Origin of the sequence: Seongchinamella unica (assembly GCF_004354085.1) — a bacterium.
Taxonomy (GTDB): domain Bacteria; phylum Pseudomonadota; class Gammaproteobacteria; order Pseudomonadales; family Halieaceae; genus Halioglobus; species Halioglobus unicus.
The window spans coordinates 12,083-34,422 of sequence record NZ_SMSE01000006.1; the positions used below are offsets into that span (position 1 = coordinate 12,083).

Annotated in this window: 16 protein-coding genes and 2 pseudogenes; 7 read left to right on the forward strand and 11 right to left on the reverse strand. The window is 58.0% G+C overall.

Going from position 1 to position 22,340, the window contains the following annotated elements; all coding sequences use genetic code 11:
* Positions 1 to 12: 12 nt before the first annotated feature.
* From E2F43_RS18380 to E2F43_RS19585, 3 genes and pseudogenes are all read right to left on the reverse strand, one after another.
* Positions 13 to 1,485 carry an NAD-dependent epimerase/dehydratase family protein gene (locus E2F43_RS18380; protein WP_133215483.1) on the reverse strand — a complete coding sequence of 491 codons (1,473 nt, stop codon included), beginning with the start codon at positions 1,483 to 1,485 and terminating at the stop codon, positions 13 to 15.
* A 291-nt stretch (positions 1,486 to 1,776) separates the two neighbouring features.
* Positions 1,777 to 1,977, reverse strand: coding sequence for a DDE-type integrase/transposase/recombinase (locus tag E2F43_RS19580; RefSeq protein ID WP_420820784.1), 201 nt, complete (start codon positions 1,975 to 1,977; stop codon positions 1,777 to 1,779).
* Positions 1,978 to 1,997: 20 nt separating this feature from the next.
* Positions 1,998 to 2,160 (reverse strand): annotated as a pseudogene (locus tag E2F43_RS19585) (IS6 family transposase); the annotation flags it as partial.
* Positions 2,161 to 2,549: 389 nt separating this feature from the next.
* Here E2F43_RS19585 and E2F43_RS18390 point away from each other — a divergent pair.
* Positions 2,550 to 3,737, forward strand: a complete 1,188-nt coding sequence (locus E2F43_RS18390; RefSeq protein WP_165954401.1) for an IPTL-CTERM sorting domain-containing protein — start codon at positions 2,550 to 2,552, stop codon at positions 3,735 to 3,737.
* Between the two features lie 175 nt (positions 3,738 to 3,912).
* Here the strand turns inward: E2F43_RS18390 and arsM are convergent, their stop codons facing one another.
* Positions 3,913 to 4,716: an arsenite methyltransferase gene (gene arsM, locus E2F43_RS18395; RefSeq protein ID WP_133215487.1), complete on the reverse strand. Its 804-nt coding sequence runs from the start codon at positions 4,714 to 4,716 to the stop codon at positions 3,913 to 3,915.
* A 302-nt stretch (positions 4,717 to 5,018) separates the two neighbouring features.
* A complete protein-coding gene (locus E2F43_RS18400) occupies positions 5,019 to 5,243 on the reverse strand; it encodes a tautomerase family protein (protein ID WP_133215489.1) in 225 nt (74 codons plus the stop codon).
* A 163-nt stretch (positions 5,244 to 5,406) separates the two neighbouring features.
* Between E2F43_RS18400 and E2F43_RS18405 the strand changes: the two genes are divergently transcribed.
* Positions 5,407 to 6,999: a winged helix-turn-helix domain-containing tetratricopeptide repeat protein gene (locus E2F43_RS18405; RefSeq protein ID WP_133215491.1), complete on the forward strand. Its 1,593-nt coding sequence runs from the start codon at positions 5,407 to 5,409 to the stop codon at positions 6,997 to 6,999.
* 291 nt (positions 7,000 to 7,290) lie between these two features.
* On the opposite strand, the gene E2F43_RS18410 is transcribed toward E2F43_RS18405, so the two are convergent.
* Positions 7,291 to 7,968 (reverse strand): glutathione S-transferase family protein, encoded by a 678-nt coding sequence (locus E2F43_RS18410; protein ID WP_133215493.1) that lies wholly within the window; start codon positions 7,966 to 7,968, stop codon positions 7,291 to 7,293.
* A gap of 232 nt (positions 7,969 to 8,200) precedes the next feature.
* On the opposite strand from E2F43_RS18410, the gene E2F43_RS18415 reads away from it, so the two are divergent.
* Together E2F43_RS18415 and E2F43_RS18420 are read left to right on the forward strand one after the other, a co-directional pair.
* Positions 8,201 to 9,082, forward strand: coding sequence for an SDR family NAD(P)-dependent oxidoreductase (locus E2F43_RS18415; RefSeq protein WP_133215495.1), 882 nt, complete (start codon positions 8,201 to 8,203; stop codon positions 9,080 to 9,082).
* A gap of 318 nt (positions 9,083 to 9,400) precedes the next feature.
* On the forward strand, positions 9,401 to 9,892 hold the full coding sequence (locus tag E2F43_RS18420) for an MgtC/SapB family protein (protein ID WP_133215497.1): 492 nt from the start codon (positions 9,401 to 9,403) through the stop codon (positions 9,890 to 9,892).
* 90 nt (positions 9,893 to 9,982) lie between these two features.
* Here the strand turns inward: E2F43_RS18420 and E2F43_RS18425 are convergent, their stop codons facing one another.
* Together E2F43_RS18425 and E2F43_RS18430 are read right to left on the reverse strand one after the other, a co-directional pair.
* Positions 9,983 to 12,430 carry a YbcC family protein gene (locus E2F43_RS18425; RefSeq protein ID WP_238947019.1) on the reverse strand — a complete coding sequence of 816 codons (2,448 nt, stop codon included), beginning with the start codon at positions 12,428 to 12,430 and terminating at the stop codon, positions 9,983 to 9,985.
* Positions 12,427 to 13,980, reverse strand: coding sequence for an NADH-quinone oxidoreductase subunit L (locus E2F43_RS18430; protein WP_133215499.1), 1,554 nt, complete (start codon positions 13,978 to 13,980; stop codon positions 12,427 to 12,429). Before E2F43_RS18430 ends, E2F43_RS18425 begins: the two co-directional genes overlap by 4 nt.
* 117 nt (positions 13,981 to 14,097) lie before the next feature.
* Here E2F43_RS18430 and E2F43_RS18435 point away from each other — a divergent pair, with 117 nt between their 5' ends.
* Together E2F43_RS18435 and E2F43_RS18440 are read left to right on the forward strand one after the other, a co-directional pair.
* The gene (locus tag E2F43_RS18435) at positions 14,098 to 14,997 is read left to right on the forward strand and encodes a LysR family transcriptional regulator (protein WP_133215501.1); all 900 of its coding nucleotides are present in this window, start codon (positions 14,098 to 14,100) and stop codon (positions 14,995 to 14,997) included.
* A 343-nt stretch (positions 14,998 to 15,340) separates the two neighbouring features.
* Positions 15,341 to 17,260, forward strand: a complete 1,920-nt coding sequence (locus E2F43_RS18440) for a flavin-containing monooxygenase (protein ID WP_133215503.1) — start codon at positions 15,341 to 15,343, stop codon at positions 17,258 to 17,260.
* Between the two features lie 97 nt (positions 17,261 to 17,357).
* Here E2F43_RS18440 and E2F43_RS19350 read toward each other — a convergent pair.
* From E2F43_RS19350 to E2F43_RS18455, 3 genes and pseudogenes are all read right to left on the reverse strand, one after another.
* A pseudogene (locus tag E2F43_RS19350) lies at positions 17,358 to 17,435 on the reverse strand (IS6 family transposase); the annotation flags it as partial.
* Positions 17,436 to 17,523: 88 nt separating this feature from the next.
* Positions 17,524 to 18,096, reverse strand: a complete 573-nt coding sequence (locus tag E2F43_RS18450; protein ID WP_133215505.1) for a hypothetical protein — start codon at positions 18,094 to 18,096, stop codon at positions 17,524 to 17,526.
* A gap of 585 nt (positions 18,097 to 18,681) precedes the next feature.
* Entirely contained in the window at positions 18,682 to 20,226 is a 1,545-nt protein-coding gene (locus tag E2F43_RS18455) for a di-heme oxidoredictase family protein (protein ID WP_133215507.1), read from the reverse strand.
* A gap of 412 nt (positions 20,227 to 20,638) precedes the next feature.
* On the opposite strand from E2F43_RS18455, the gene E2F43_RS18460 reads away from it, so the two are divergent.
* Positions 20,639 to 22,318, forward strand: a complete 1,680-nt coding sequence (locus E2F43_RS18460; RefSeq protein ID WP_133215509.1) for an OprO/OprP family phosphate-selective porin — start codon at positions 20,639 to 20,641, stop codon at positions 22,316 to 22,318.
* The last annotated feature ends 22 nt before the right edge of the window (positions 22,319 to 22,340 follow it).

A 22,340-nucleotide genomic window follows, 5' to 3' on the forward strand; every position in this document is an offset into this window, starting at 1 on the left:
ACATGCGATAGGTCAATAACTCGTCTCTTCTTCCCCGCGGGATTCGATGTATTTCTGGAAAGCGCCCATCACCACGCGATGAATAGCGGCCTGGGTGGCGAGGTAGAAGTGCCAGGGCAGGGCTGGAGCGAAGTCGTGAATCGCTATCATGGCGTGGCTGCCCCCCGGTACCTCGCGAAACTCCATGCGGCCGTGGCTGTTGCGTGCGCGGGAGGCCAGCAGGCCCTCGGTGATGGCATAGACCCGCCGGTCAGCGCTGCTGCGCTCCGGACTGAACTCCAGGCGTAACAGGCAGGTCTTCAGGCCGTTGATACGCATGCAGTAGGATGAATTTTCCAGTGTCTGACACTCAATAAAGGGGTTGAGATAGGCCGTCAGCCAGTTGAAGTACCTGCGTGACAGCCAGCTGGCATCTCGACCAGGTGGCAGTCTGACGCGCTGAATTGAACGCACGGTATTGGAAGATCTCAGTTGCTCGCCGTAGCTGTCTCGCAGCCTGCGGCGAAAGCGCACTGCCTGGCGTACCTCGTCCTTCCCCCTGACCAGGTTGATCGCGTCCAGGGCGGGTTGCAACTCCGGCTGCAGGAAGTGCTGCAGGGGGTTGTCATGCGCGATGGTGTCGAATTGCAGGTTCTCGACAAAGAGCTGCAGTGCCTCGGGATGCGCCCCGGGACGCACCTGTCGCAGAAGCCATGCATAGACCCGCGGTGAGAGTCGCCGCGTGCGGAAGAACTTCGGCCGGGCGCCGGTCAGCTTTGCTGCTGCCTCCAGTAATTCCTGCCAATGTATCTTCTCGGGTCCGCCGATCTCGAACCTGCCGACGAACTGCGAGGGCTGCTGCAGGCAGTGTCGGAAGGCGCGCACGAGATCATCCACCGCGATGGGCTGCATCGCCTGCAGGCTCCAATAGGGTACCGGTACGAAAGGGGAGCGCTTCACCAGGTTTCTGATCAGCCTGATCATGGCGCTGCCGGGTTCAATGACGAGTCCCGAGCAGATGACGGTGAGCGGTGTTTTGTAGGCGCCCATAATTTCCCCGATCTGGTGATGTCGGATCTGGGCGTCACAGACAGTGCCACCGGTAGGCAGCAGTGAGCGGAGACAGTAGATGTGCTTCACCTGGCACTCTTCGGCAGCACGGGCAAAATTTTCCGCCATGAGCAGGTCCATATCACCGCAGTTGGCCTGGTGCAGGCGGGAGTTGGGCAGGCCCGAGTGCGCCATGAAAATGGCGTACTGCGAGCCCTCGAGAATGCGTTGCATCTCGGTGAGGGAAAACAGGTCGCAGTGCTGCCATGTAACCCTGCCGTCCGGGTCTCCCGCGCTCGCTCGGGTCTCGATGCCGGTTACCGCGAGCACGTCATAGTCACGGGCCAGTTCATGGCTCAAGGTTTCCGCGATACTGCCGGCAGCGCCTACGATGGCAACGCGACTGCGGGGCTGGCCAGCCTGCAACTGCTCATTCTCTGTTGGCGGAAATGTCATTCTGCGATGCCGTCTTGTGAACCGATCGAGAGTGTTGGCAGCTGCCGCTTCGGGGCGGCCATTTATTTAGCCGCCAACGTCCGAGCCATTCTGTTACTCCTGAGTGTAGTCGTTGCTGGCGTCAGTCAGGGCCTGTCTTGACAGGAACGTGGCAATCTCCTCCAAGGGTACAGGCAAGTTAACTTCTAAAGACTGTCCTAATCCTACCTTGAATCTCAAGCAACCGCCCTACCCCAATCTTCAAACGCACTTACCCTCAGATTCCGATAGTGTTCAGTTCTGACCAGGTGCCTACCTAGATTGAACAGATTGGAAACAGCCGCATGGGCACCGAGAAATCTCTGTGCCCGCCCAATTGATTTGAATCGCCTCATCCCTCGCTCTCTCACCCTGGTCTACAGCACGCCACAAGTAATGTCGCTTACCGTTTATCTTGACGAAGACTTCATCGATGTAGAAAGTATCACCATAGCCTCTTTGCTTTCGCTTCAATCTTCGAGTGTAGATAGCTCCGAACTTGATACACCAAAGGCGGATGGACTCTCGGCTGACGGTTATGCCTCGCTCGGCCAGTAAATCTTCAATATCGCGGTGGCTCAGATTGAAGCGATAGTAGAGCCAGACGGCGTAACTTGTGATGTCGGGCGGGAATCGGTGGCGTTTGTAAGTGTTCACATGCCGATTCTAGCCGAAATCAGCGACTTAACTTGTCAGTACCCTTGAAGACCCGTACGGCATTCCCCGGAAATGCGCGAGGAACCAAATTATATCGGGTGGAAATCTATGTCGCTTGTAGGTGTTTATCGCCAGATTATGTCATTTCGGTGAGTTAACTTGGCGATACCAACGCAGCACATGGACGCCTGTTAGCCGTATTATCACATCTGAAGTGTAGCTCCCTTCGACCCTTTTGAATCGATTGACAAGATGCTGTCGGGAGCCTATAAAGGATGAGATTCGGACAAGAAAAACCTAGTTTTAATTACAAAATTCTGTCCGGCGTACGCCAATACACCAAAAAAATAGGCGCTAATCCCATGAAAAATTCAGCAGCAACTAAAATTGTGCTTCTGGTTTTACTGCTTTGCGGTTTCTCCGGCGTTGCACAGGCGAGCCACTTTCGTGGTGGTACATTTACTACTGCCACTATCGATAGTAACGGCGTTGTTACCGCGACGATGGAGACCAGTTGGCGGAAAAATGCCGGTGATGGCACCGCTTCTTTCAATGTCTATGCCATAGGCGACACAACCAGAGCAACGTCACTGGGTTTTATCCAAGTTCCCAGCCCGCGAACAGATTCAAGCGATCCAGACTATGACGTGCATACCGCCAACCTGGCTTGGGACCTGTCTGCCATACCGCTGGCTCAGGGAACCTACATTATCCGTTACTCGAGTTGTTGCCGTATCGGGGCAATTGCCAATGCTGTCTCCGGTGATTTCGCCGTCGAGACTGTGGTCAATTACAGTGGTAGCACCAATAGCGCTCCGGTCATTTTCTCCGACCCCAACTTCCGTATCGCCATCGGCCAGCCCTTCAGCCAGAACCTGAACGCCAATGATCCAGACGGCGACTTGCCGCTGACCTACGTGTTTTTAACCAACACCACTGATCCCGAGTATGGCGCAGCGCAGGTTGCGGGCCTGAGCGTAGACAGTGACGGACAATTGTCCATGTCTGGTGCAGATACTGGCAATCTCAACGATGGAGATAACCTCGTCGCCAAGATTCGCATCACGGATTCCACTGGTGCCTGGTCTGATCGCGATATCATGTTTATTGCCGCCAATACCGGAAACAGCCCCCCGGTTATCAGTGATCCCCTGCCGGGTGGCAATTCCCGCACCATTCAGGTGGGAGATAGTCTGGTTATCAACGTAACGGCTACCGACCCTGATAGCGGGCAGCTCATTACCCTGACTGCAACCGGGGTGCCCGCGAATGCTACCTTCGTCCCAGGCTCGCCTGGTAATCCTGTCAGCGGCACCTTCACCTTTAACCCGGATAACAGCCAACAGGGCCAGGTATTCGGGATAAACTTTGACGCGCAGGATGATGACGGGACGTTCCCCTTGACTGACAGTGTCAACCTGCTGGTGGGTGTTGGTACGGCCCCAACCCGTGGTGGGGGCGATCCGGCCGCCGAATCGACTCCCATTCCCACGTTGAGCGAGTGGGCCATGATCATGCTGGTGCTGTCTCTGGGTCTGTACGGTGGCTACCGGGCGTCCCGACGAATGGAGACCTGATTGAGTTCTCCCTTGCGCTAACCAGAAAGCCGGAGCCTGTCTCCGGCTTTTTCTTGATTGGCTGGTTACCGCGGAAAGACCGGCTTCGGCATCAGTGGACTTTCTCAGCTGAGAGCGCCTGTCTGACCGTATCCCATTAATTCGAGCCATGATGATGTGGGATTTCTATCTATTTTCAAAGTGGTTTACGACCCATAAACCTGGCACTCCAGACAGAGCCCGCATACTGCCGCAACAACCCGTCCACCTGATCACAATCGAGGTCAAAGCCTGGAATATCTTCACTGAGAATGGCGCGGAGCTGAGCTGCATCGTAGACCAATCGCTCACTCACCTCGACGTCCTCAAGTCCTGCCTCGCGTAAACCGGCACTGTATTCATTTTCCGAGATGGCCCCGGCCACACAGGCAGACCATGCCGCCACACTCTCGCGAATAACCTCGGGCAGGTCACCTACAACCATATCCGAGATCATGAACCGCGCCCCCGGTTTCATTACACGGGCAATCTCACGGAAGACCGCGGTTTTGTCCGGTGACAGGTTGATCACACAATTTGAGATCACCCAGTCCACTGAGCCATCTTCTACCGGTAAGTGCTCGATCAAACCCTTGCGCACTTCGATGTTGTCGAATCCCGCCCTGGCAGCGTTCCGTCTCGCCGCGAGCACCATCTCATCTGTCATATCGACCCCTATGACCTTGCCACTCGGACCGGTTTTCTCCGCTGCCAGTAGCAGGTCCAGACCGCCTCCGCAGCCCAGGTCGAGCACCGTGTCACCCTCGCGAACGCCCGCGAAAGCAACGGGGTTCCCGCAACCAAGGGAGGCGCCAGCCGCTTCAGAGTGTTTGGCTGAATCGCCGTACCCAGCCAATTTTGCCGTCGGGCTGGTCGCGCAGCAGCTACCCTGTTCCTGCGCTTTTTTCAGCATGTCCGCATAACTTTTCCTGACGATGTCATGGGTTTCGGAAGCTTTCATGGAACTTCACCTCGCAGCGGTTTTTGACCCTCTGCACTGAAGTTTGGATGCTATTTCCAGAAGTTCAACCTGAATCCTGAGATACGGATAGCAGGAGTTGTTACTGTCAGTTGCGCGGCTTTGTATTTATCAGAATGCCGAAGTGTTCCTATTTACGACGAAGATCTGAACGCATAACCACTGACTGTGGGTCGGAGAATGTTCTGCCGCCAATAGTGATCAATATTTGACGCCTGGCCACAGCTTCAGAGCGAGACGCCTGCGCGTCCCGCTCCTGCCCTTGGGAGCTCAGCGGCGCGTCCTCAGGCTGCCTCGCCCTTTTGCAGGGCGTGGACGTCCGCAGCAGCGAGGCACTTGCCTCCAATGGCCCAGTCCCCGCCCTCGATCTCCTGGATGCGGACCCAGGTGACAGAGCGCATATTTTCGCCCTCCACAGCGACCATGGCTTCCGTGACCTTTTCGATCAGGGCCTGCTTCTGGTCCGGGGTGAATACGTTTTTAATGACATCGATGGTTACGAGTGGCATGTGAGTTCTCCTGTTGCCCTATGGCAGTTGTTTCGGTCTGAGGCCGCGTTATTGCGACGACAGGTGCATTGTCGTCATAATCGGTCTGGAAGGCATGGAGAGACTGTGGAGGTTTTGTGGATTTTTTGCGGATGCTATCTCAGCCTTGGTCTATGCTCCGCTCATGATCTACGCATTCGATGATTTCGAGCTCGACCTGGCCCGTGCCGAATTGCGGCGCGGAGGGGCGGTTTGCCCGGTGGAACCGCAGGTGTTTGCACTGCTTGCGCTGCTGCTGGAGAACCGGGACCGGCTGGTGTCGCGGGACGAGATTCTGGAAAAGATCTGGGAACATCGCGTGGTCAGCAATTCGGCCCTCACCAGCCGGATCAAGTCGGCCCGCCGTGCGCTGGGGGACGACGGTAAAGTCCAGCGCTATATCCGCACGGTACACGGGAAGGGACTTCGCTTTGTTGCCACAACGCAGATTCGCAGCAGGCAGCAGCCGCTACCGTCACCGTCGGCGGCACCCGCTGAGCCGGCGGAGCCTTCCCAGGCAGTGGAACTGGCAGCAGACGCTCGGCCCTCTATCGCGGTACTGCCGTTTCGTACCCACGGCCAAGCTGGCGACTGGCTCAGCATTGCCGATGGCCTGCCGCACGAGCTTGTTACCGAACTGTCCCGCCTGCGCTGGCTATTTGTGGTGGCGCGCGCCTCCTCCTTCCGGCTCCGGAGCGATAACATCGAACCCTGCGAGGTGGGCAGGCTTCTGGGCGTACGCTACTGTCTGTCGGGTGCGGTAGAGGTTAGCCGGGAGCGACTGACTGTTACCACCGAGTTGGCAGACACGGCCGGCGGCGACGTGGTGTGGGCAGAGCGCTACGCTGGATCGCTGGATGATGTACACAGCGTGCGCGAGCAGATCTGTGCCAGTGTCCTTGCGCACCTGGAAATTCGAATTCCCCAACATGAAGCCTCCAGTGCACGGCTAAAGGTGCCGGACAATCTCGACGCCTGGTCGGCCTACCATCTGGGCTTGCAGCATCTGTACCGCTTCAACCAGAAAGACAATGCGATTGCAGCGGATATGTTCGGCCGCGCCGTACGACGCGATCCGGGGTTCGCCCGCGCCCATGCGGGACTGTCGTTCGTGCACTTCCAGACCGCATTCCTGCGCCAGGCCAGTGACGTCGATGCGGAGGTGGCGAAGGCGAGGCAGTGCGCAGAGCGGGGGGTCGATCTCGATCCGCTGGACCCCTTCGTCAACTTCACCATGGGCCGCACCTACTGGCTCGAATCTGACCTCGATCGAGCCTACGGCTGGCTTGAGCGAGCCACCTCGCTGTGCCCGAACTACGCCCAGGGCCTGTACGCCAAGGCCTGGACCGAATCGATGGCCGGTGCGGCGCTCGATGCGCGCGCCCACCTCAGCCTGTCCATGCGTCTGAGCCCTCTCGACCCGCTGTACTACGGCATGCTCTCCGCCCGCGGCCTGACCCACGTAACCCTGGGCGAGGACCTGGAGGCAGCCGACTGGACCGATCGCGGCGCCCGTGCACCCGGCGCCCACGCCCTCATTGCCTTGATCGCGGCAGCAGCCGCCCAGTTGGCCGGGCAGGAGAAGCGCGCGCAGACCTGGGCCACCGACGTCCGGCGGCGCCTGCCGGGCGTCACCCGCACGGATTTCTTCCAGGCCTTCCCCATCCGCGACCCGCGGCAGCGCCAGAGAATGGCAGAAGCACTGGCCCAGTTGGGGTTCAAAGGCGCCCTACCCTGATTGCGGGGTAATACGCGCCGGCAACAACTGTTCGCGGTCCCCTGCTATGCGTCCCGTGCGATGACTGATCGCAACAGTCCCACGTAATTGTTGAATTGCGCCCAAATTTGACCCTGCATTTGCACTGAATATTTTCCCGGGTAAAGTTCGCCAAGTCTTTGACACTTGATCATATCTTTGCGGGCCAATGGGTCACTCGGTAATGCAGATATCGCCTCAAAATGGTTCAGATCTCGATGCAAATCAACAGTTTTGCGGAAAAAGTCACAAGGTGGCGTCCGACACAGTTTCCTAGAACCCGTACAGTTTTTTCAGGTGCGCCATGAATCCCGGCTGGTCAGCCGCCGCGTCCGCCCTGATGGTCTTCACGTGGGGACGCTCCTCCATCCGGGCATGATAGGCATCGAGGCCCGGAACGTCGGACAACAGGTCTTTGCCAAAATAACGCTTGCTCACCCTGCGGACGATAGGCAGGTTGAGAATCGCTGCAATGTCCGCCAGGGTGAACTGGTCACCATAAGCGAAGTTCTCGAACCGGGACAGTTTAGGCAGAGCTTGTGCTGCCCTGGTCAGAGCGGCTTCAACTTCCTGCAACACGGTTGGGTCGGGTTCCATACCCCCCAGCAGGTTGGGAATCAGGCGTCTTGCCACCAGTTCAAAATAAAGCTCAATGAACTGTGACAGTTCCTGCACCTTGCCAACATCAAATGGCGAACCCGGCAGCAGGGTCGGCGTCGGATAGGCACGTTCAATGTATTCAAGAATGGCCCGCGACTCACTGATGAATCCTTCCGGGGTTTCCAGGCAGGGCACCTTGCCGAGCGGGCTCTTGTCCAGGTACTCGGGTCGGTACTTGGGCCCAACACCGGTATAGGAAACCACTTCCTGAAAAGGCACCCCTTTTTCCAGTAGCGCCAGCTTCGGTGCGTTGTAATAGTTGCTGGAAGAAAAGCCGTAAAGTTTGAGCATGGTCACCGCCTGGTTGGAAAAACACGCAGTGTATCACCGCCTGAACCCGCAATGGACAGGTACTGGCTATCATTTAGCGCATAGCGCGTAATTGCCGCCGCGCGGGTCACCAAAGCCGGATACCGGTGCCAGGAGACTGAGTCACCTCAGTCCTTGCAGTTGCCCTGACTGCTTACCCTGTATAAAGTGCCAATCGGACACTTCAGAGTGACACGTTTCGGAGGATCATCAGGTGCTGGATTTAGAAGGCAAGACAGCCGTCATCAGCGGTGGCGCTGGCGGCATTGGCTTTAACCTGGGCATGACCCTGGGGAAGGCCGGCATGAATATCGTGCTGGCCGACATCGAGGAGCCGCAACTTGCCAGCGCTGAGTCAGCACTACGCGACGCAGGTATCGAGGTGCTTGCCGTGGCCATGGACGTGGCCCTGCGTGAGGACTGGGCGCGGACGGCTGAGGTGGCCGTGCAGCGTTTCGGTAGCGTACATATGCTGGTCAACAACGCCGGCGTGGGCGGTGGTATCGGTGCCCTGGAAACACTGGACGAGCCAGGCTGGCGCTGGGCGATTGATGTCAACCTGATGGGCGTTGTGTACGGCGCCAATACCTTCATTCCACTCTTGAAGGAGCACGGTGAGTCAGCGTGGCTGATCAACGTTGCCTCCATGGCGGGTATGGCGGGTGCGCCCCTTGGCGGCGCGTATACCGCCACCAAGGCCGCGGTGGTCGCTTTGTCCGAGTCATGGCATGACGAGCTGAAAAACACCCCCGTACAGGTATCCGTGTTGGCTCCAGCCTTCGTGAAAACGCGTATCCACCTGTCGCATCGCAATCGACAGGCCCGTTATGCACCGGTCTCAGCACCCACTCCCGACGTATTGCACATAGCAAAAGTCACCGCCAAAGCGGTGGAGAACGGTATTGACGTTGAGGTAGTGGGCGCGCGCGTGCTGGAAGCGCTGGAGCAAGGCGAACTGTATATCTTCACTCACCCCAACTACAGTGTGGTGCCACAGCAACGCAGTGCCGCTATCGCCGCTGCGTTTGAGCGCGCCGCCCAGAGTCCGATTCTGGAGGGAATATCAGATCAGGAAGTGACGCGGTTTGACCGCTGAAAAGAACGACCAACGGTCACCAGAAAAATCTTATTCAGGCGTTCGCACCCGCGTATCTCAAGGGTGACGGCAGCTGCGCCAGGGTAAGAAAGGGGTGCAATTCCAGGGCAGCCGGCCCCTGCCACCCAAGCCGGATCTGCGGCAATAATTCTCAAAAATTCAGTGCTACCTCGCAGGTCGGAATAGGCGATGATGGGCGGCAGAGGCCGCCCGCAGCTGCCTTCCTGCTGCGGCAATGCCAATCCCTGACACCCGCTCGCTGTGGCGATCACCTGCGCGGCAGCGCCCGATACTTTTTACACTGTGAAATTTGTAACGATGAATAACTCACTTCCGTTCCATGAATGGCTTTCAATCCATCCCCTTGAATGGAGTGCGGTGGGGGCGGCCATTATGTGCGGCACCATTATCGGCCTGGAGCGCCAGCTGCGAGGCAAGCCCGTTGGCATTCGCACGTCGTCGCTGATCGTGCTCGGCACCTACGTCTTCATCGCGATCTCCAACTTTACCGCCAATGAGCTGATGGATTCCTCGAGGATTATCGGCCAGGTAGTTACCGGTATCGGCTTTCTTGGCGCCGGCGTGATGCTGGCCAAGGAGGGCATGGTAGTGGGAGTGACCTCGGCCGCCACCATCTGGGCCCTTGCGGCCGTCGGTGTAGTGATCCCGCTGGCCAGCGAAGCCACCGCCATCAAGCTTTCGCTGGTGATTGTAGGTATCCTCTACGGTGTCGACCTGCTCGAGGATTATTCCTCGTCCCTGACCCGGGGAGTGCACAGCCGATACACCGGGTGGCGGCGCCGCGACTGACCCTGGGATACCGAGCCTGGTGGCTGCGCCTTCACCGTAAGTCGGCCAGGAGATGCTTGCAAACGCCCTGCTTCAAGCCCTCCTAGCCAATCAGGATTCCCAGCTGCCGTTGCGATAGAACTCCATCTGCTTGCCCTCCAGACGCATCAGGTGCAGCCAGCGATTATCCAGCAGCTGCCGCACGACCTGATGCTTGTCGATCACGCCCTCGATCGCGTCTCGGGGCGCTGCGATAACCACCGTCAGCCGCAACGGGTTGTGTAGCCAGCGTTCGCCATCGTTCAGCGACTGCCAGGGCAGCCCGATGCGCAGGTCGCCGCCATTGCCCTCAAAGACGCCGATGCGCCCTCCGGCCACGTTGTGCAGCGTCTTGTTGCCACTGCCAAACCGCCTGTTGTCCACGGTCGAGGCGTAGTACTGCATGTTGATCCAGTGGGTGACGATCATGGGCGCAGTCATGATCAATTCCAACAGGCTGCCGTCGATGTCCTTACGGTAGTCGTAGTCATGGAGGAAACTGCGGCCCTGTAAGTTCACACCCCGGGTCCTGGCTCGCGGCGCAATAATGAAGGCGGCATTGTTTGCCAGCCCCCATTCGGGCCGCGTCTGGGCCCAATCATCAGCGCGCTGGCGCAGCGCCTTCTGCAGGGCCTCCGGTTCCTGCGCCAGCCCCCCCAGACCCAAGGCGGGCGCTCGCTCTGCGCGAGCGGCTGCGCCAGCCGCGGCAAGCTGTGCCTGCACACGCTCGAGTTCCTGGCTGTGGCTCGCGGGCACGTCGTGCAAATCAAAGAGAGTGACTTCGTCGGTGGTGGTATTGTGCAGGCCGGCGATAAAGTGTGTGCTTTCGGGCACATGTATTCCTCTGGTCGCCAACTGCTGACGTACCGCAGCGTCGTTGAGCAGCCCGGCCAGGGCCCGGGCATTGACCTCACCGGTCTGCCCGCAACAGGCGCCGCAGTCCAGGCCAGCCCGGTGCGGGTTGTTGCGGTTTTGGCTTCCGTGCCCGACCAATAGTACCAGCGGCGCAAAAGACTCGCCCAAACCCATACCGGCCAACACCTGGGCCGCGATGTCCGCCTGGCCCTCAACGCCACCCGCTGTGGCCGCGTCCAGCGTCGGTTTTACCTGTGCTGCTTGCCGGGCACCCAGACCCAGCGTGTCCGCGGAGGCCGGAGGCGTCTCTGCGGGCAAGGTGCGCTTGATCAGTTTGCCCAGATATCCCAGCCCCAGCGACTCCACCAGGGTAAAGCTGGACAGCGGCACTGACTCAAACACCCGCCAGCCCGACATCGCGCGCAGCTTCCGGGCCCTGTGGACGACAATGTCAGCATCCCGGGCGGCATTCCCGGCGCTGTCCGTGATAGCCAGCTTCGGTGCCAACAGTCCGGGCAGCTGGGGCCGCCGCGCCCGGGTTCCCAGTGGGGCGTAGCTGATCGGCAAACCAAAAAAACCGGCAAATCCCAGACTCTGGATATCAGCTGACTGGGCCTCCAGATGGCGCCGAAACACTTCCGAGCGCACATCGATACAAAACGCCGCCTGCAACGCCGGCTCCACGGTCACGTCCGCGGCCGGTGCCGACAGCAGACTGTGGCGTAAACCTCGCTGATAGCTGAGCTCATGGGCACGCTGCCAGACAAGCGAGACCTGGAGCGAGCTGCAGTCCTCGTCGGCAGAGCGCTTGAGCCAATCTTCTCGCCACGCCGACCACTGGGAGTTGTAGCCCCTGCTGCCATCGTCCAGAAGCGCCTCCCAGCTCAGGCGAATGGCAAGCAGGTCGATCAGGGTGTCGTCATCACCGCCATCAAGGCGCGCCTGCCAGCGCAGGTAGGCACACCAGGCAGCCCAACCGCTCACCCGCATCAACACGGCCTGGAGATAGCCCGGCCATTCAGATTCCGGTACCGCCAGCTGCACCAGTGTGTCCAGAATCTGTTGCTGCGGGTCCTCCGCCAGGGCTGTCGCCTTGGCGGGAATATGCGGTGCACGCATCAGCAAAGCCACGCTGTGGTCATCGCCCAGCGCGCTGCGCCAGCTGGCATAAAGCCGGCCGCCCTGGTCCGGGTGCCAGTCAGCCTGCTCGCGGTCGAAGTAGGCGGCACAGAACTGGGACACCTGGTGGGTTATGGTGTCGCACCAGGCCGGCTCCTGTTGCAGATCACGTTTGCGATCCAGCACATCGCTCAGCAGTGGCAGCGGGACCGGCGCAGGTTGCGGTGACTCCAGCGCGGCGATGAGTTGTCCCACACTGAGCTCGCTGTCGGTCTCTGCCAGCGCCAGCTGCAAGTCTGGCTCAGTGATGTCACCACGTTTCCAGGCAGCGGCGTAGTCTCGCAACGGCAGGGTCATGGGAGAGCCGGCGCAACGCGCCATGGCTGCGGCCACTTTGTCGAAGGGTTGATCAATCCACCCCCAGTAGGGATTTACCGCAATCATCCTGTCCAGCGGCCAGGTCGGAGCGATGCTATCAATAGCGGCGGCAATGGCCGAAGGCAGCGTTGCAACATTCGGCAACAAGGGTTTGACGGGAGCGTTCACAGCGGTTCTCCTTGCAGGGCAGATTCTCGTATGGCGAGGGTTTGGGCCTGGGTGGCGCTCAGTTTCACCGGCCAGATTTTAAAGGTGAGCCGGGTGTAGGTTTCATCGAGGTAAAACCCACAGTAGGCCCAGGGATAAAAGGCCCGGGCAAAGCGGCCTTGCGGGTGGCAACGCAACCAGACCTGGGTGCCATAGAGCACCACAAAGCTCAGCATGACCCAGGCAACCAGTGGCGAGGCAACGTCCGCCGGCGCCGGGGCCAGTGCCGCAAATGCGACATGCCAGAGCAGGTAGAGCTGAGTGAGAGCCAGAATCTGCAGGACACCGCGAATCAACAGCTCGCCGTTGCTCTGCTGTTCCATCCACAGCAGGGGCGCCAGGCCCAGGGTCACAACCAACAGCGCCACCGGCGGCACAGACAGGGAGGGCAGGAAAAACTGCCAGGCAGCGGTGGACCCAGCGACCAACGCCGCGCTGAGACCCACGGCAGCCAGGTACCAGACGGGGGTGCGTTTCGAGGCTCCGGGCGACAACAAATCGTTACTGCGCGCAGTGCGCACGGCCTCCCCCGCACTCAGGAAAGCGTGTGCCTTGTAAAGTGAATGCGCCACAAGGTGCAGCAATGCCAGCTCGTAAAGCCCCAGTCCTATCTCCATGAGCATAAAGCCCATTTGTGCACAGGTTGACCATGCCAGTCGCACCTTGATGCTGATACGCGTCAGCATCACCAGGCCGGCCAGCACTGCAGTGAGGCTGCCCACGACAACCAGCGCCCACTGTGCGGCGGGGGCCAGCGAGAGCAGGTCTGCCAGCCTGATCAGGATGAATCCACCCATGTTGACGATACCGGCATGCAGTAGCGCTGACACCGGCGTGGGTGCCTCCATGACCTGGATGAGCCAACCATGCAACGGCAACTGCGCTGTTTTCAGGATGGCGGCCAGTGCGAACAACAGCGCCGCCCAGTGCAGGGCAGTGGGCAGTGAGGCGGCGCTAGACAGGTACTCATTGAGGCCATCCAGTGACAGCGTACCCACCGATTGGTAAACCAGCAGCAGTGCAATGGCCAGGCAGACCTCGGCAAAGCGGCTGACCAGGAATTTCTTGTGCGCCACGATCTGGGCGGCCTTGCGCTCATGATAAAAGGTCAACAGGTAGTGCAGCCCCACGCTGGTTCCCGTCCAAGCCAGCACAATAACCAGGAGGTTGCGACTGGTGACCAGCACCGACACCGCCGCCAGGGTGAACACCATGGCGCGAATAAACCGAACCTGGTTGGGCTCGCCATTCAGGTAGCGGGAGGAATAATTGACAATCACCCAGCCCAGTAAGGCGACCAGCAGGGCCACCGTGAGCCCCGGCGCGTCAACGCGCAAGGGAGCGAGTTGCGCCCACACCAGTGCCAACAGCGTCATTGCGCCGGTAGCGAGCAGACCTGCGGTTGCGGTGGTACGAGCCAGCTGCCATTGCTCGTGATCTCGCAGGCATAACAGGATAAAACCTGCCGTGTAAATCAACGGTAACAGCCAACCGCCATGAAAATCTGTCATCCGGGTTCCCCTGTTGCGCGACCATAGTGACTCTTGATGGCGACATCCTGAGGCCAATTCATCCTTTTGTATAATATATTGTTATTATATTATCGTTCTTTTTTGGAGAACTATGCGATGCGCAATCTCAACTTTCATCATCTCTATTACTTCTGGGTCGTGGCCAAGGAGGGGCATCTCACCCGCGCCGCACAACAGCTCCATGTCTCTCAATCCGCCTTATCAACACAGATACGCAAGCTGCAGGAGCAACTGGGTCACGAGCTGTTCAACCGCGATGGGCGCAATCTCAGGCTCACCGAGGTGGGGCACGTGGTTCTCGAATATGCCGAGAGCATTTTCAGCCTTGGCAGTGAATTGCTGGCACTGACCGAAAGCGGCGACCTGCAACGCCTGCAGCGGCTGCGCATCGGCTCGGTGGCGACCCTGTCGCGCAACTTCCAGGAGAACTTCCTGCGCCCGGTCATTGGTGAGGCGAAAATCAAACTGACCCTGCACTCCGCAACCCTGGACGAACTCCTGGAACAGCTCCGGGTGTACAAGCTGGACCTCATCCTGTCCAACCGGGCTGTTGCGGCAGACAACTCCACGCCCTGGCGCTGCCAACAGATAGCGCAGCAGCGCGTGTGCATTGTGGGGCCACCTGGAAAGGCCGCGAAGCAGTTTCAGTTCCCCCGCGACCTCGGCCAATTGCCCCTGCTACTGCCGGGGCCTAGCAGTGACATTCGCAGCCAGTTCGACCTGCTGTGCGAGGAACATGGCGTAGAAGTAGACCCCTACGCCGAAGTGGACGACATGGCCATGCTGCGGCTATTGGCACGCGACTCCGGTGGACTGTCGATAGTGCCCGAGGTTGTCGTTCAGGACGAACTGCAGAACGGGCGGCTGCAGCGTTACTGCATTCTTGAAGACGTGGTGGAACGCTTCTACGCGATCACGGCAAAAAGGCACTTCGAGCTGGTGGCCCTGAATACCCTTCTGGAACAATCCCAGCAAAGCCTGGAGGCGCTGGACTAAACACGCCTGCGACTACTTGCAGGCGTAACGCAGTGGCAGTGACTTCTCTGGATACAATTAGGCCTCGCTGAGCCAGTCAGTCAGTCAGTCAGTCAGTCTTTAATATCCCGGTGGCTGAGATTGCATCAACAGTGGAGCCAGACAGGGTAGGAAATGCTATCTGGTGGGCATCGGTTGAGTAGATAGATGCTCATGGGCCATTCTTGGCAATTTCGGTCCGTTAACTTGCCAGCACCCGCAACCCTCCTGCGGCACACTGGCGCGCCGCATCGGATCTGCAGTTTGTTCCATCCGCGACAATGAACCATACTGCGGAAAGCGCTCATAAAGCCGGAAACAAACTATGACCTACGACTGGAAGGCCTCTCTGGGCGAAGTGTCCGATGCGCAACTGCGCGCTGCACTAGAGCAGGCCCATATTCCTGCCTTGTTGGCGTCGATCATTCACCTGACGGGTAAAGCCGACCATTTTCAACAGGTCCAACCTCGATTTGAGCTGTTTGCCGAGAATGACGATGGCCTGACCGAGGAAGAGCGATCGGGCGCGCGCAAACTGGCGTTTGATGCGCTTAAGGACTATCGCGCTCATGGCGAATTGATAGAGCCATCCGCCGCAGTGATTGTGGATACGATGCAGCGTATTACCGGGGAACAGTTTCCGGAGCATCTACTTCCCATGTTGCGCGAGGAACTCAATTTATTTGCTGAGGATACTCGGCGGGTCGATATCGATACGCAATCCATGACCTCTGATTTTCAGGTTTTGATTATAGGTTCGGGTATGTCGGGAATCGCTGCGGCATTTCGCCTGAAGCAGCAGGGAATCCCTTTTCTGGTATTGGAGAAAAACCCTGAAGTTGGCGGTACCTGGTATGAAAACACCTATCCGGGCTGCCAAGTGGACTCCGCCAATCATCTCTACAATTATATTTTCGATCACAACACCCAGTGGCCTAACCACTTCTCGGGTCAGGCGGAGTTGTATCAGTATTTCAGTGACGTTGTCGATAAGCATGATCTGCGCCAGCACATACGAGTGAACAGTACCGTTTCCAGGGCTCGCTACGATGAAACGACAGGCCTGTGGACTGTGACCATTGAACAGAATGGCCTTCAGCAGGAACTCCTAGCCAATGCGGTTATCAGTGCAGTTGGCCAGTTGAATATTCCCAAATATCCCGAGTTCAAAGGTTTCGAGGATTTTTCCGGAACCAGCTTCCACTCCGCGCGCTGGGATCATCAATACGACTTGTCGGATAAGCGGGTTGCGGTAATTGGCACGGGTTGCAGCGCAGTTCAGTTCGTGCCGGAGATTGCCCCTTCGTGCAGAAAGCTGACAATTTTTCAACGCTCTCCACCCTGGTTGTTACCCGTGGATGAGTATCACACGCCAATGACGGAAGAGGAGCTCTGGCTCTTTCGTGAGTTGCCCTTCTACGGGCGCTGGTACCGTTTTTTCCTTTTTCGTACACGGGCAGTGGACGGCGAATTGCCCCTTCTCTATTCCGACCCTGACTGGAGTGGGCCTCCCAATACAGTGAGTGAAGGGAATCAACTGCTGCGTGACGCGCTCATTGACTCGGTAACTGAGCAGTGCGCAGGAGATACGGAACTGTTGGAAAAGCTGATTCCCAGCTATCCACCGGGAGGTAAACGCCCGGTGGTAGATGATGGTTCCTGGATAAGAACACTCAAGCGCGACAACGTGAATCTGGAAACAGATTCCATCAAACAAGTCGTCACGAGTGGCATCGTCACCGAGGGCGGTGAGCTCCACGAGTGCGACGTCATCATCTTCGGCACCGGTTTTACGGCAGACGAGTTTCTCGCGAACATGCAGATATACGGCCGCGAGGGAAAGAGGCTCGCCACGGTGTGGGGTGGTAACGCCCGTGCCTATAAAGGCGCGATGGTGCCCGGTTTCCCCAATTTCTATACGCTCTACGGGCCCAATACCAATATCGTTGTTGGCAGCAGCATTATATTTTATGTGGAGTGTCAGCTGCGTTATGTGCTGGGCTGCCTCAAGCTGCAATTGGAACAGGGCCACCGCGCATTGGAGTGCCGCGAGGAGGTGATGGAGGCTTACAATCAGCAAATCGATGCGCTCAACCGCCAGCGGGCATGGGGAGCTTCGCAGGTTTCAAGCTGGTACAAGAATCGACAGGGGCGTGTAACCCAGAATTGGCCGGGAACGCACTGGGAGTTTTGGAAACAGACCCGGAGCCCTGAGCCTGACGAGTTGGTATTCGACAAGCACTAGTCGGGTTCGGCGACCCTCAGATTCCGGTAGTGTCCAGATCTGACCCAGTGCCTCCCCAAATTGGAAAGACTCTGGAAGCAGCATAGGCAGTGACGAATCTCTGAGCCCTGGGGTCTTCAATATCCCTATGGCTCATATCAAAGCGATAGTAGAGCCATCCAGCGTAGCTGGTGATGTCGGGAGGGAATCGGTGGCGTTTATAGGTATTCGTCCACCGATTCTACCAGTTTCGCGCAGTTAAACTGACAATCCCGGGTACATTGCTAGTCGATATCTACGACGAATATGCAGTCCGCGGTTAGCTCATTTCCTGTAAACATATTATCGAGATTTGCAAGACCTGAGAGACGGGAAATCCCTGTGGCGTTCTTGAATCGCTTAGTGCCTCCAATTACCACACTCCCTTCTCCGTAGTAAGCTGAGAAATGCGTCATTGGCCCCACTACAGGAGATGCCACGCCCGGCCAACCATCCTGTAAAGCTGCGACCGTAGTTAATCCCTGGGTAGTAATGGATCCCTGGGGAAGGTTAAACGTTGTCGTCGTCACAACACGAATGAACTCGAAGTCACCCAGGACGTCCTGGATGGTCTGGCAGTCCACGACCGTACCTAGTTCTCGCCGAGTTTTTACCTCAAATAAATCAAACTCAAAACAATTCGCTTCCATCAATTCACCAGGATTATCTGGGTCGGGTACCTCTTGCAATTCTCCTGTGGCCGTACCCACAAGGCTGAATATGTAGCGTTTGCCACCGCCCTTATCTTTCCCAAACGCTCCTCCTGAAATGGATAACGCCAGGACGAAGCCCATGAACAATATCAATGAATTTTTCACAATCTGCCTCCAGTCTTACTTGGCTAATTGGGCTACAGAGATCAACCCTGTTTCCCCGAAGGGGTGTTTATTATAGACGATGATCCAGACGGTGAAGTCGAAGATGCTCTTGGTGCACTCTTCAATAACCATTAGTTATATCCAAGCAATTTAATAACCCCACGGAACCATGACCCGACTCTGGGCCGACATGATTGATCCATAATTCCTGCTGTATCTTGAACAGGAAACCGCAAATACAGTGATCAAATACCCAGGACGCTGTTGACACCTCTGTCGCAAATGCACAGGATCACCCCTTCAGTCCTGCTACGGGTGATCAGTCGCGACTGATCTACTATGCCTGTCACGACTTCGTCCGAACCAAGCTAGCTGCTTGCCAACGTCTTCATTACTTATTTTCGGCAACCCTCCCCGGCGCAAAGGGCCACTCCCATCCTGGCCACATCGAAAAGAATCCGAGTGATAGCCCCGCACTGTGCGTCGACAAAGGATATGGTACCCATCGGGTGGGGAAGTGACGTTTGGGAGTGCATCCGGGGCGTGAGGTCGCTCACCCCGGATGCCGGTGTCGCCGGGGAGCCGCTAAGGAGAATGAGCCAGGGAGTGCAAGCGCTGCTGCCATAAGCCGTTGCCCCTATGGTCGCCTGGAGGTACAACCTGCAGGCTTTTCAGGAACTGCACCAGCGCCCTCTGATCAGACAGCGAACTGGCCTCGAAAGTGTCCCGGGCGACGCGGCCCTCGCCGCCGTGGGCGAGGATGGCCTCAGTGATGGTTGTCAAATCTCCCCTGTGACCGTACGGAGCCGAGTTGCCCACATCCCACAGCTTGCGGGTTAGAAAGAATTCACTGCCGGGTTTGCCGTCCTGATCCGGCCGGCCCTGGGCGAGTGTCTCGTTGCAGAAATGGCGTATGGCGCCGGGTCCGGGTTCGTCGCAAAGGTTGTGGCGCTTGAGGTCCGTGTAGGCGCGAACCACCGCCTTGCCTTCGGGCCGCTTTTCCAACAGCGGGCCTTCCCCCTGGCTGGTCATGTCGTAGACGTACTCGGGGCAGGCAATCGGGTCGCTGCAGGTACCGGGTGGGTTGAACGGATTCGGCTCGCTGAAAAGGCGGCTGTTCAGGGTCAATTCCGGTGTGTGGCAGGCGGCGCAGCCGATGTCCTCAAACACCGTGGCACCGTGCCTGACGCTCGCTTTACCGACGCTGCTTTTGGGCAATACCTGGCTGGGAACGCCCAGTTGCGCTTGCCACAGGCTGAGCGCGGTAATATCGCCGATGGTCAGTTCCCTGTTGTAGCCGTCTTCATCGAAATCAAATCCCTTGTCCGGGTTCAGGTCGAACCGTTCTTCCGCCTGGATACCGTGGTGGTGGTTCATGGCGTTGTTGGAGAACTCGCGTAGCGATACCACCTTGCCTGCCTGATGGAAGGGCTTTATCACCAGATCGTGGTCTATGCCGCGGGCATCGACGACATTGCCGTCCAACAGTTTCACATCGAACTCGACACCTTTGGTAATCAGCGTGTGCCAGCCGTCCGGGAGTCCCTGGACCTGCGACTGCAGGTCGACTGTCATTTCCCTGGCTAGCATTTCAATCGGCCCCGATCCATTCATGCCCAGGGTATTACGGCTGTTACTATGCATGGCGCTGGTCGAAAAGGTTACCGGGTCCAGTGTCTGCGCCAACACGAAAACATTGGCGACGAAGTCCCCGGCACCCCCTACCGCGGGCTGCGCGTGGCAGCCGGCGCAGGAATCAGAGTCTGGCGCAGAGGTGCGCAATTTCGCCACCTGCCCATCCGTGAGAAGCTCACCATTGTCGGCTATCACCGGTATGGATCGCTTGTCGCCGCCGCCGGTAGTCGCGGGGCGACCGGCGCCATCACAGGTATTGAAAGGTGCGATAAACAGTGCCTTGCCGTGATCAACGATCTCCTGGAAGGTGTGCAGTCCTAGAGCAATGTCCGCCTGTTCCAGGTGAGTGCCGATGATGGCATCGTCTGCTTCCAGTGGCGGGAGGCAATCGTGTGCCAGAGCACTGGAAGTGGTAAGCATGACGAGGGCGGCGAAAACGGGCCCCGCTACGCCGGTAGCCATCCGTGCTGTGAAAATTACCGATGTGTTACTCATAAGAGTCTCCAGTCCATGGTAGGAAATCAATCAATCTGCAATAGATACCGACAATTGAATGGGGGGCAATGCCGCAGGCAGGCGCTGAGTGGCAGCAGAATGTTGCGCTGCGGGCTGTGTGAATGACGCGCTCGAAAGCGCTCACACCAACCAGGTATCTGCGGTAAGCCAAATGAAAACGTCCCTGTTTGTATAGCGTGAATACTTATAGGGAGAAGTAGAGGCGATGTTATCGATCAAGGCAACATAAATCTGCGCTTTCCCTGAAACAGGCAAAGTGCGCCCACCAAACAGGCCGGACATCGGGCACTGGCAGCACCGACAAAACCGGGCTCCCTACTGATCCGTGACTTTTCCCAGATTTGCTTTAAGGTTGGAACACCCTGGATTAAGTCGAGATCGCTTTCGTCCCATGAGACACCTCGTCACACTGATCGCCGCACTGTACCTGCTGACAGCCATGCCAGGTTACGCGCAACAACTGAAGGACACTTTCAGGGAGCCGGTACCAGCAAACAAGCCGCGATCGATCCTGTTGCGCAACGTCGTGTTGATCGACCCGGCCAGGCCCGCCGAAACCCTCCGGGTCAATATTCTGGTAAAGAATGACCGATTGGACCTGATCTCCGAAGACCTGATTCCTCTCAATGAGGCAGAAATCGCCTACGACGGCCGGGATGGCGTAGTCCTGGGACAATTGAACCTGGGCGAACCCGCAAGTTTCCTCCTGTTGGACGGCGACCCTCGCGAAGACGTGGGTATCCTGCTCGATACCAGGGTCCACGGTATTTTCGCCATGCGCGAGGGCAAGATCGTACGCAATCGATTACTCACCATCATCGATGAAACTGCGGAGGAACGGAGAAGATCCGAGTTGGGATGGCTGGCCTACTCACCCCCGCCGCTGGCGGTACCCCTTGACTACCAGGATACTGGCAAGTTGAACCGATTTGAAACCGCCCCGGTTTCCGGGATTTTCACCGGTGGCCTGGGGCTGGACAGAATGTACTGGCTGGACCAGAGCGCCGACAGCAGACAGCAGGTCGGCGACCTGAAAGGGTTCGAAGGTGGAGAAATCCGCGCCCTGCGCATGGGTGCTTTTGGCACCATCAATTTCAATCGCCCCTGGGTCTGGGCCCTGTATGGCGCCACCCATTCCTACGACAAGGGCTTCGACGATAAGGACGATGACACATTCAGCTGGACCGATGTTCGGCTGGACATCCCGATCGCGGAAAAAGCCAGCTTGTCTATTGGCAAGCAGAAGGAGCCTATTTCGATGGAGCGATTGATGTCACTCGTCCATCTGCCCATGCAGGAACGGAGCAGCGTAGCCGACGCGCTGCTGCCCTCGCGTAATGTGGGGGTAGTGATCTCCAGCACGATTTTAAATGACCGTGTGGCACTCGCGGGCGGCGCTTTCAATAACTGGCTGGACCGGGATCAACCCAACTCATTCAGTGACAATACCATCAACTACGTCGGGCGTGCGACATGGGTACCCTTCGAGGACGACTCCCGCAGCAGCCTGCTCCACCTTGGCCTGGCTTACCGCTACTCTGATGCCAAGGAGAGCACACGCGTGTCCACGGAACCCGAGTTCAACCAGTCACCGGACTTTATCAGCAGCGCGGTGTTCAATGCCGAAGAGTTGAACACTTACCGGGCAGAGACATCATGGCGCTCAGGCAGGCTCTGGCTTCACGGTGAGTACACACGCACCAATGTCGACGCCGAGGCGCTCCGCGATCCGACGGTGAAGGGGTACAGCGTCACCGCATCCTGGTCACTGAGCGGTGAAATGCGGCCATACAAGAAGCGTGTCGGCGTATTCCAGCGCCTGCCCATCGCCCGCACCGTAAACCAGAATGGCTGGGGCGCCTGGGAAGTCGCGGCACGCTACTCAACCCTGGATGCCAACGACGGTCTGCTTGAGGCAGGTGATATGGACATCTGGTCAGCGGGCCTCAACTGGTGGTTGTCGCCCTACCTCAACCTCAACTTCAATTACCGCTATATCACCCTGGACAGGAACGGTCTGGAGAGCAGCAGCCAGGGCATAAACTCACGGCTTTTGCTGATGCTGGAGTAACAGGTGGGCGAACGCTGCGATC

Bases quoted from the DNA above. Each gene is read 5' to 3' on its own strand.
- E2F43_RS18380 (WP_133215483.1), bottom strand. From the start codon at position 1,485: ATGACATTTCCGCCAACAGAGAATGAGCAGTTGCAGGCTGGCCAGCCC.
- arsM (WP_133215487.1), bottom strand. From the start codon at position 4,716: ATGAAAGCTTCCGAAACCCATGACATCGTCAGGAAAAGTTATGCGGAC.
- E2F43_RS18400 (WP_133215489.1), bottom strand. From the start codon at position 5,243: ATGCCACTCGTAACCATCGATGTCATTAAAAACGTATTCACCCCGGAC.
- E2F43_RS18405 (WP_133215491.1), top strand. From the start codon at position 5,407: ATGATCTACGCATTCGATGATTTCGAGCTCGACCTGGCCCGTGCCGAA.
- E2F43_RS18410 (WP_133215493.1), bottom strand. From the start codon at position 7,968: ATGCTCAAACTTTACGGCTTTTCTTCCAGCAACTATTACAACGCACCG.
- E2F43_RS18420 (WP_133215497.1), top strand. From the start codon at position 9,401: ATGAATAACTCACTTCCGTTCCATGAATGGCTTTCAATCCATCCCCTT.
- E2F43_RS18430 (WP_133215499.1), bottom strand. From the start codon at position 13,980: ATGACAGATTTTCATGGCGGTTGGCTGTTACCGTTGATTTACACGGCA.
- E2F43_RS18435 (WP_133215501.1), top strand. From the start codon at position 14,098: ATGCGCAATCTCAACTTTCATCATCTCTATTACTTCTGGGTCGTGGCC.
- E2F43_RS18440 (WP_133215503.1), top strand. From the start codon at position 15,341: ATGACCTACGACTGGAAGGCCTCTCTGGGCGAAGTGTCCGATGCGCAA.
- E2F43_RS18455 (WP_133215507.1), bottom strand. From the start codon at position 20,226: ATGAGTAACACATCGGTAATTTTCACAGCACGGATGGCTACCGGCGTA.
- E2F43_RS18460 (WP_133215509.1), top strand. From the start codon at position 20,639: ATGAGACACCTCGTCACACTGATCGCCGCACTGTACCTGCTGACAGCC.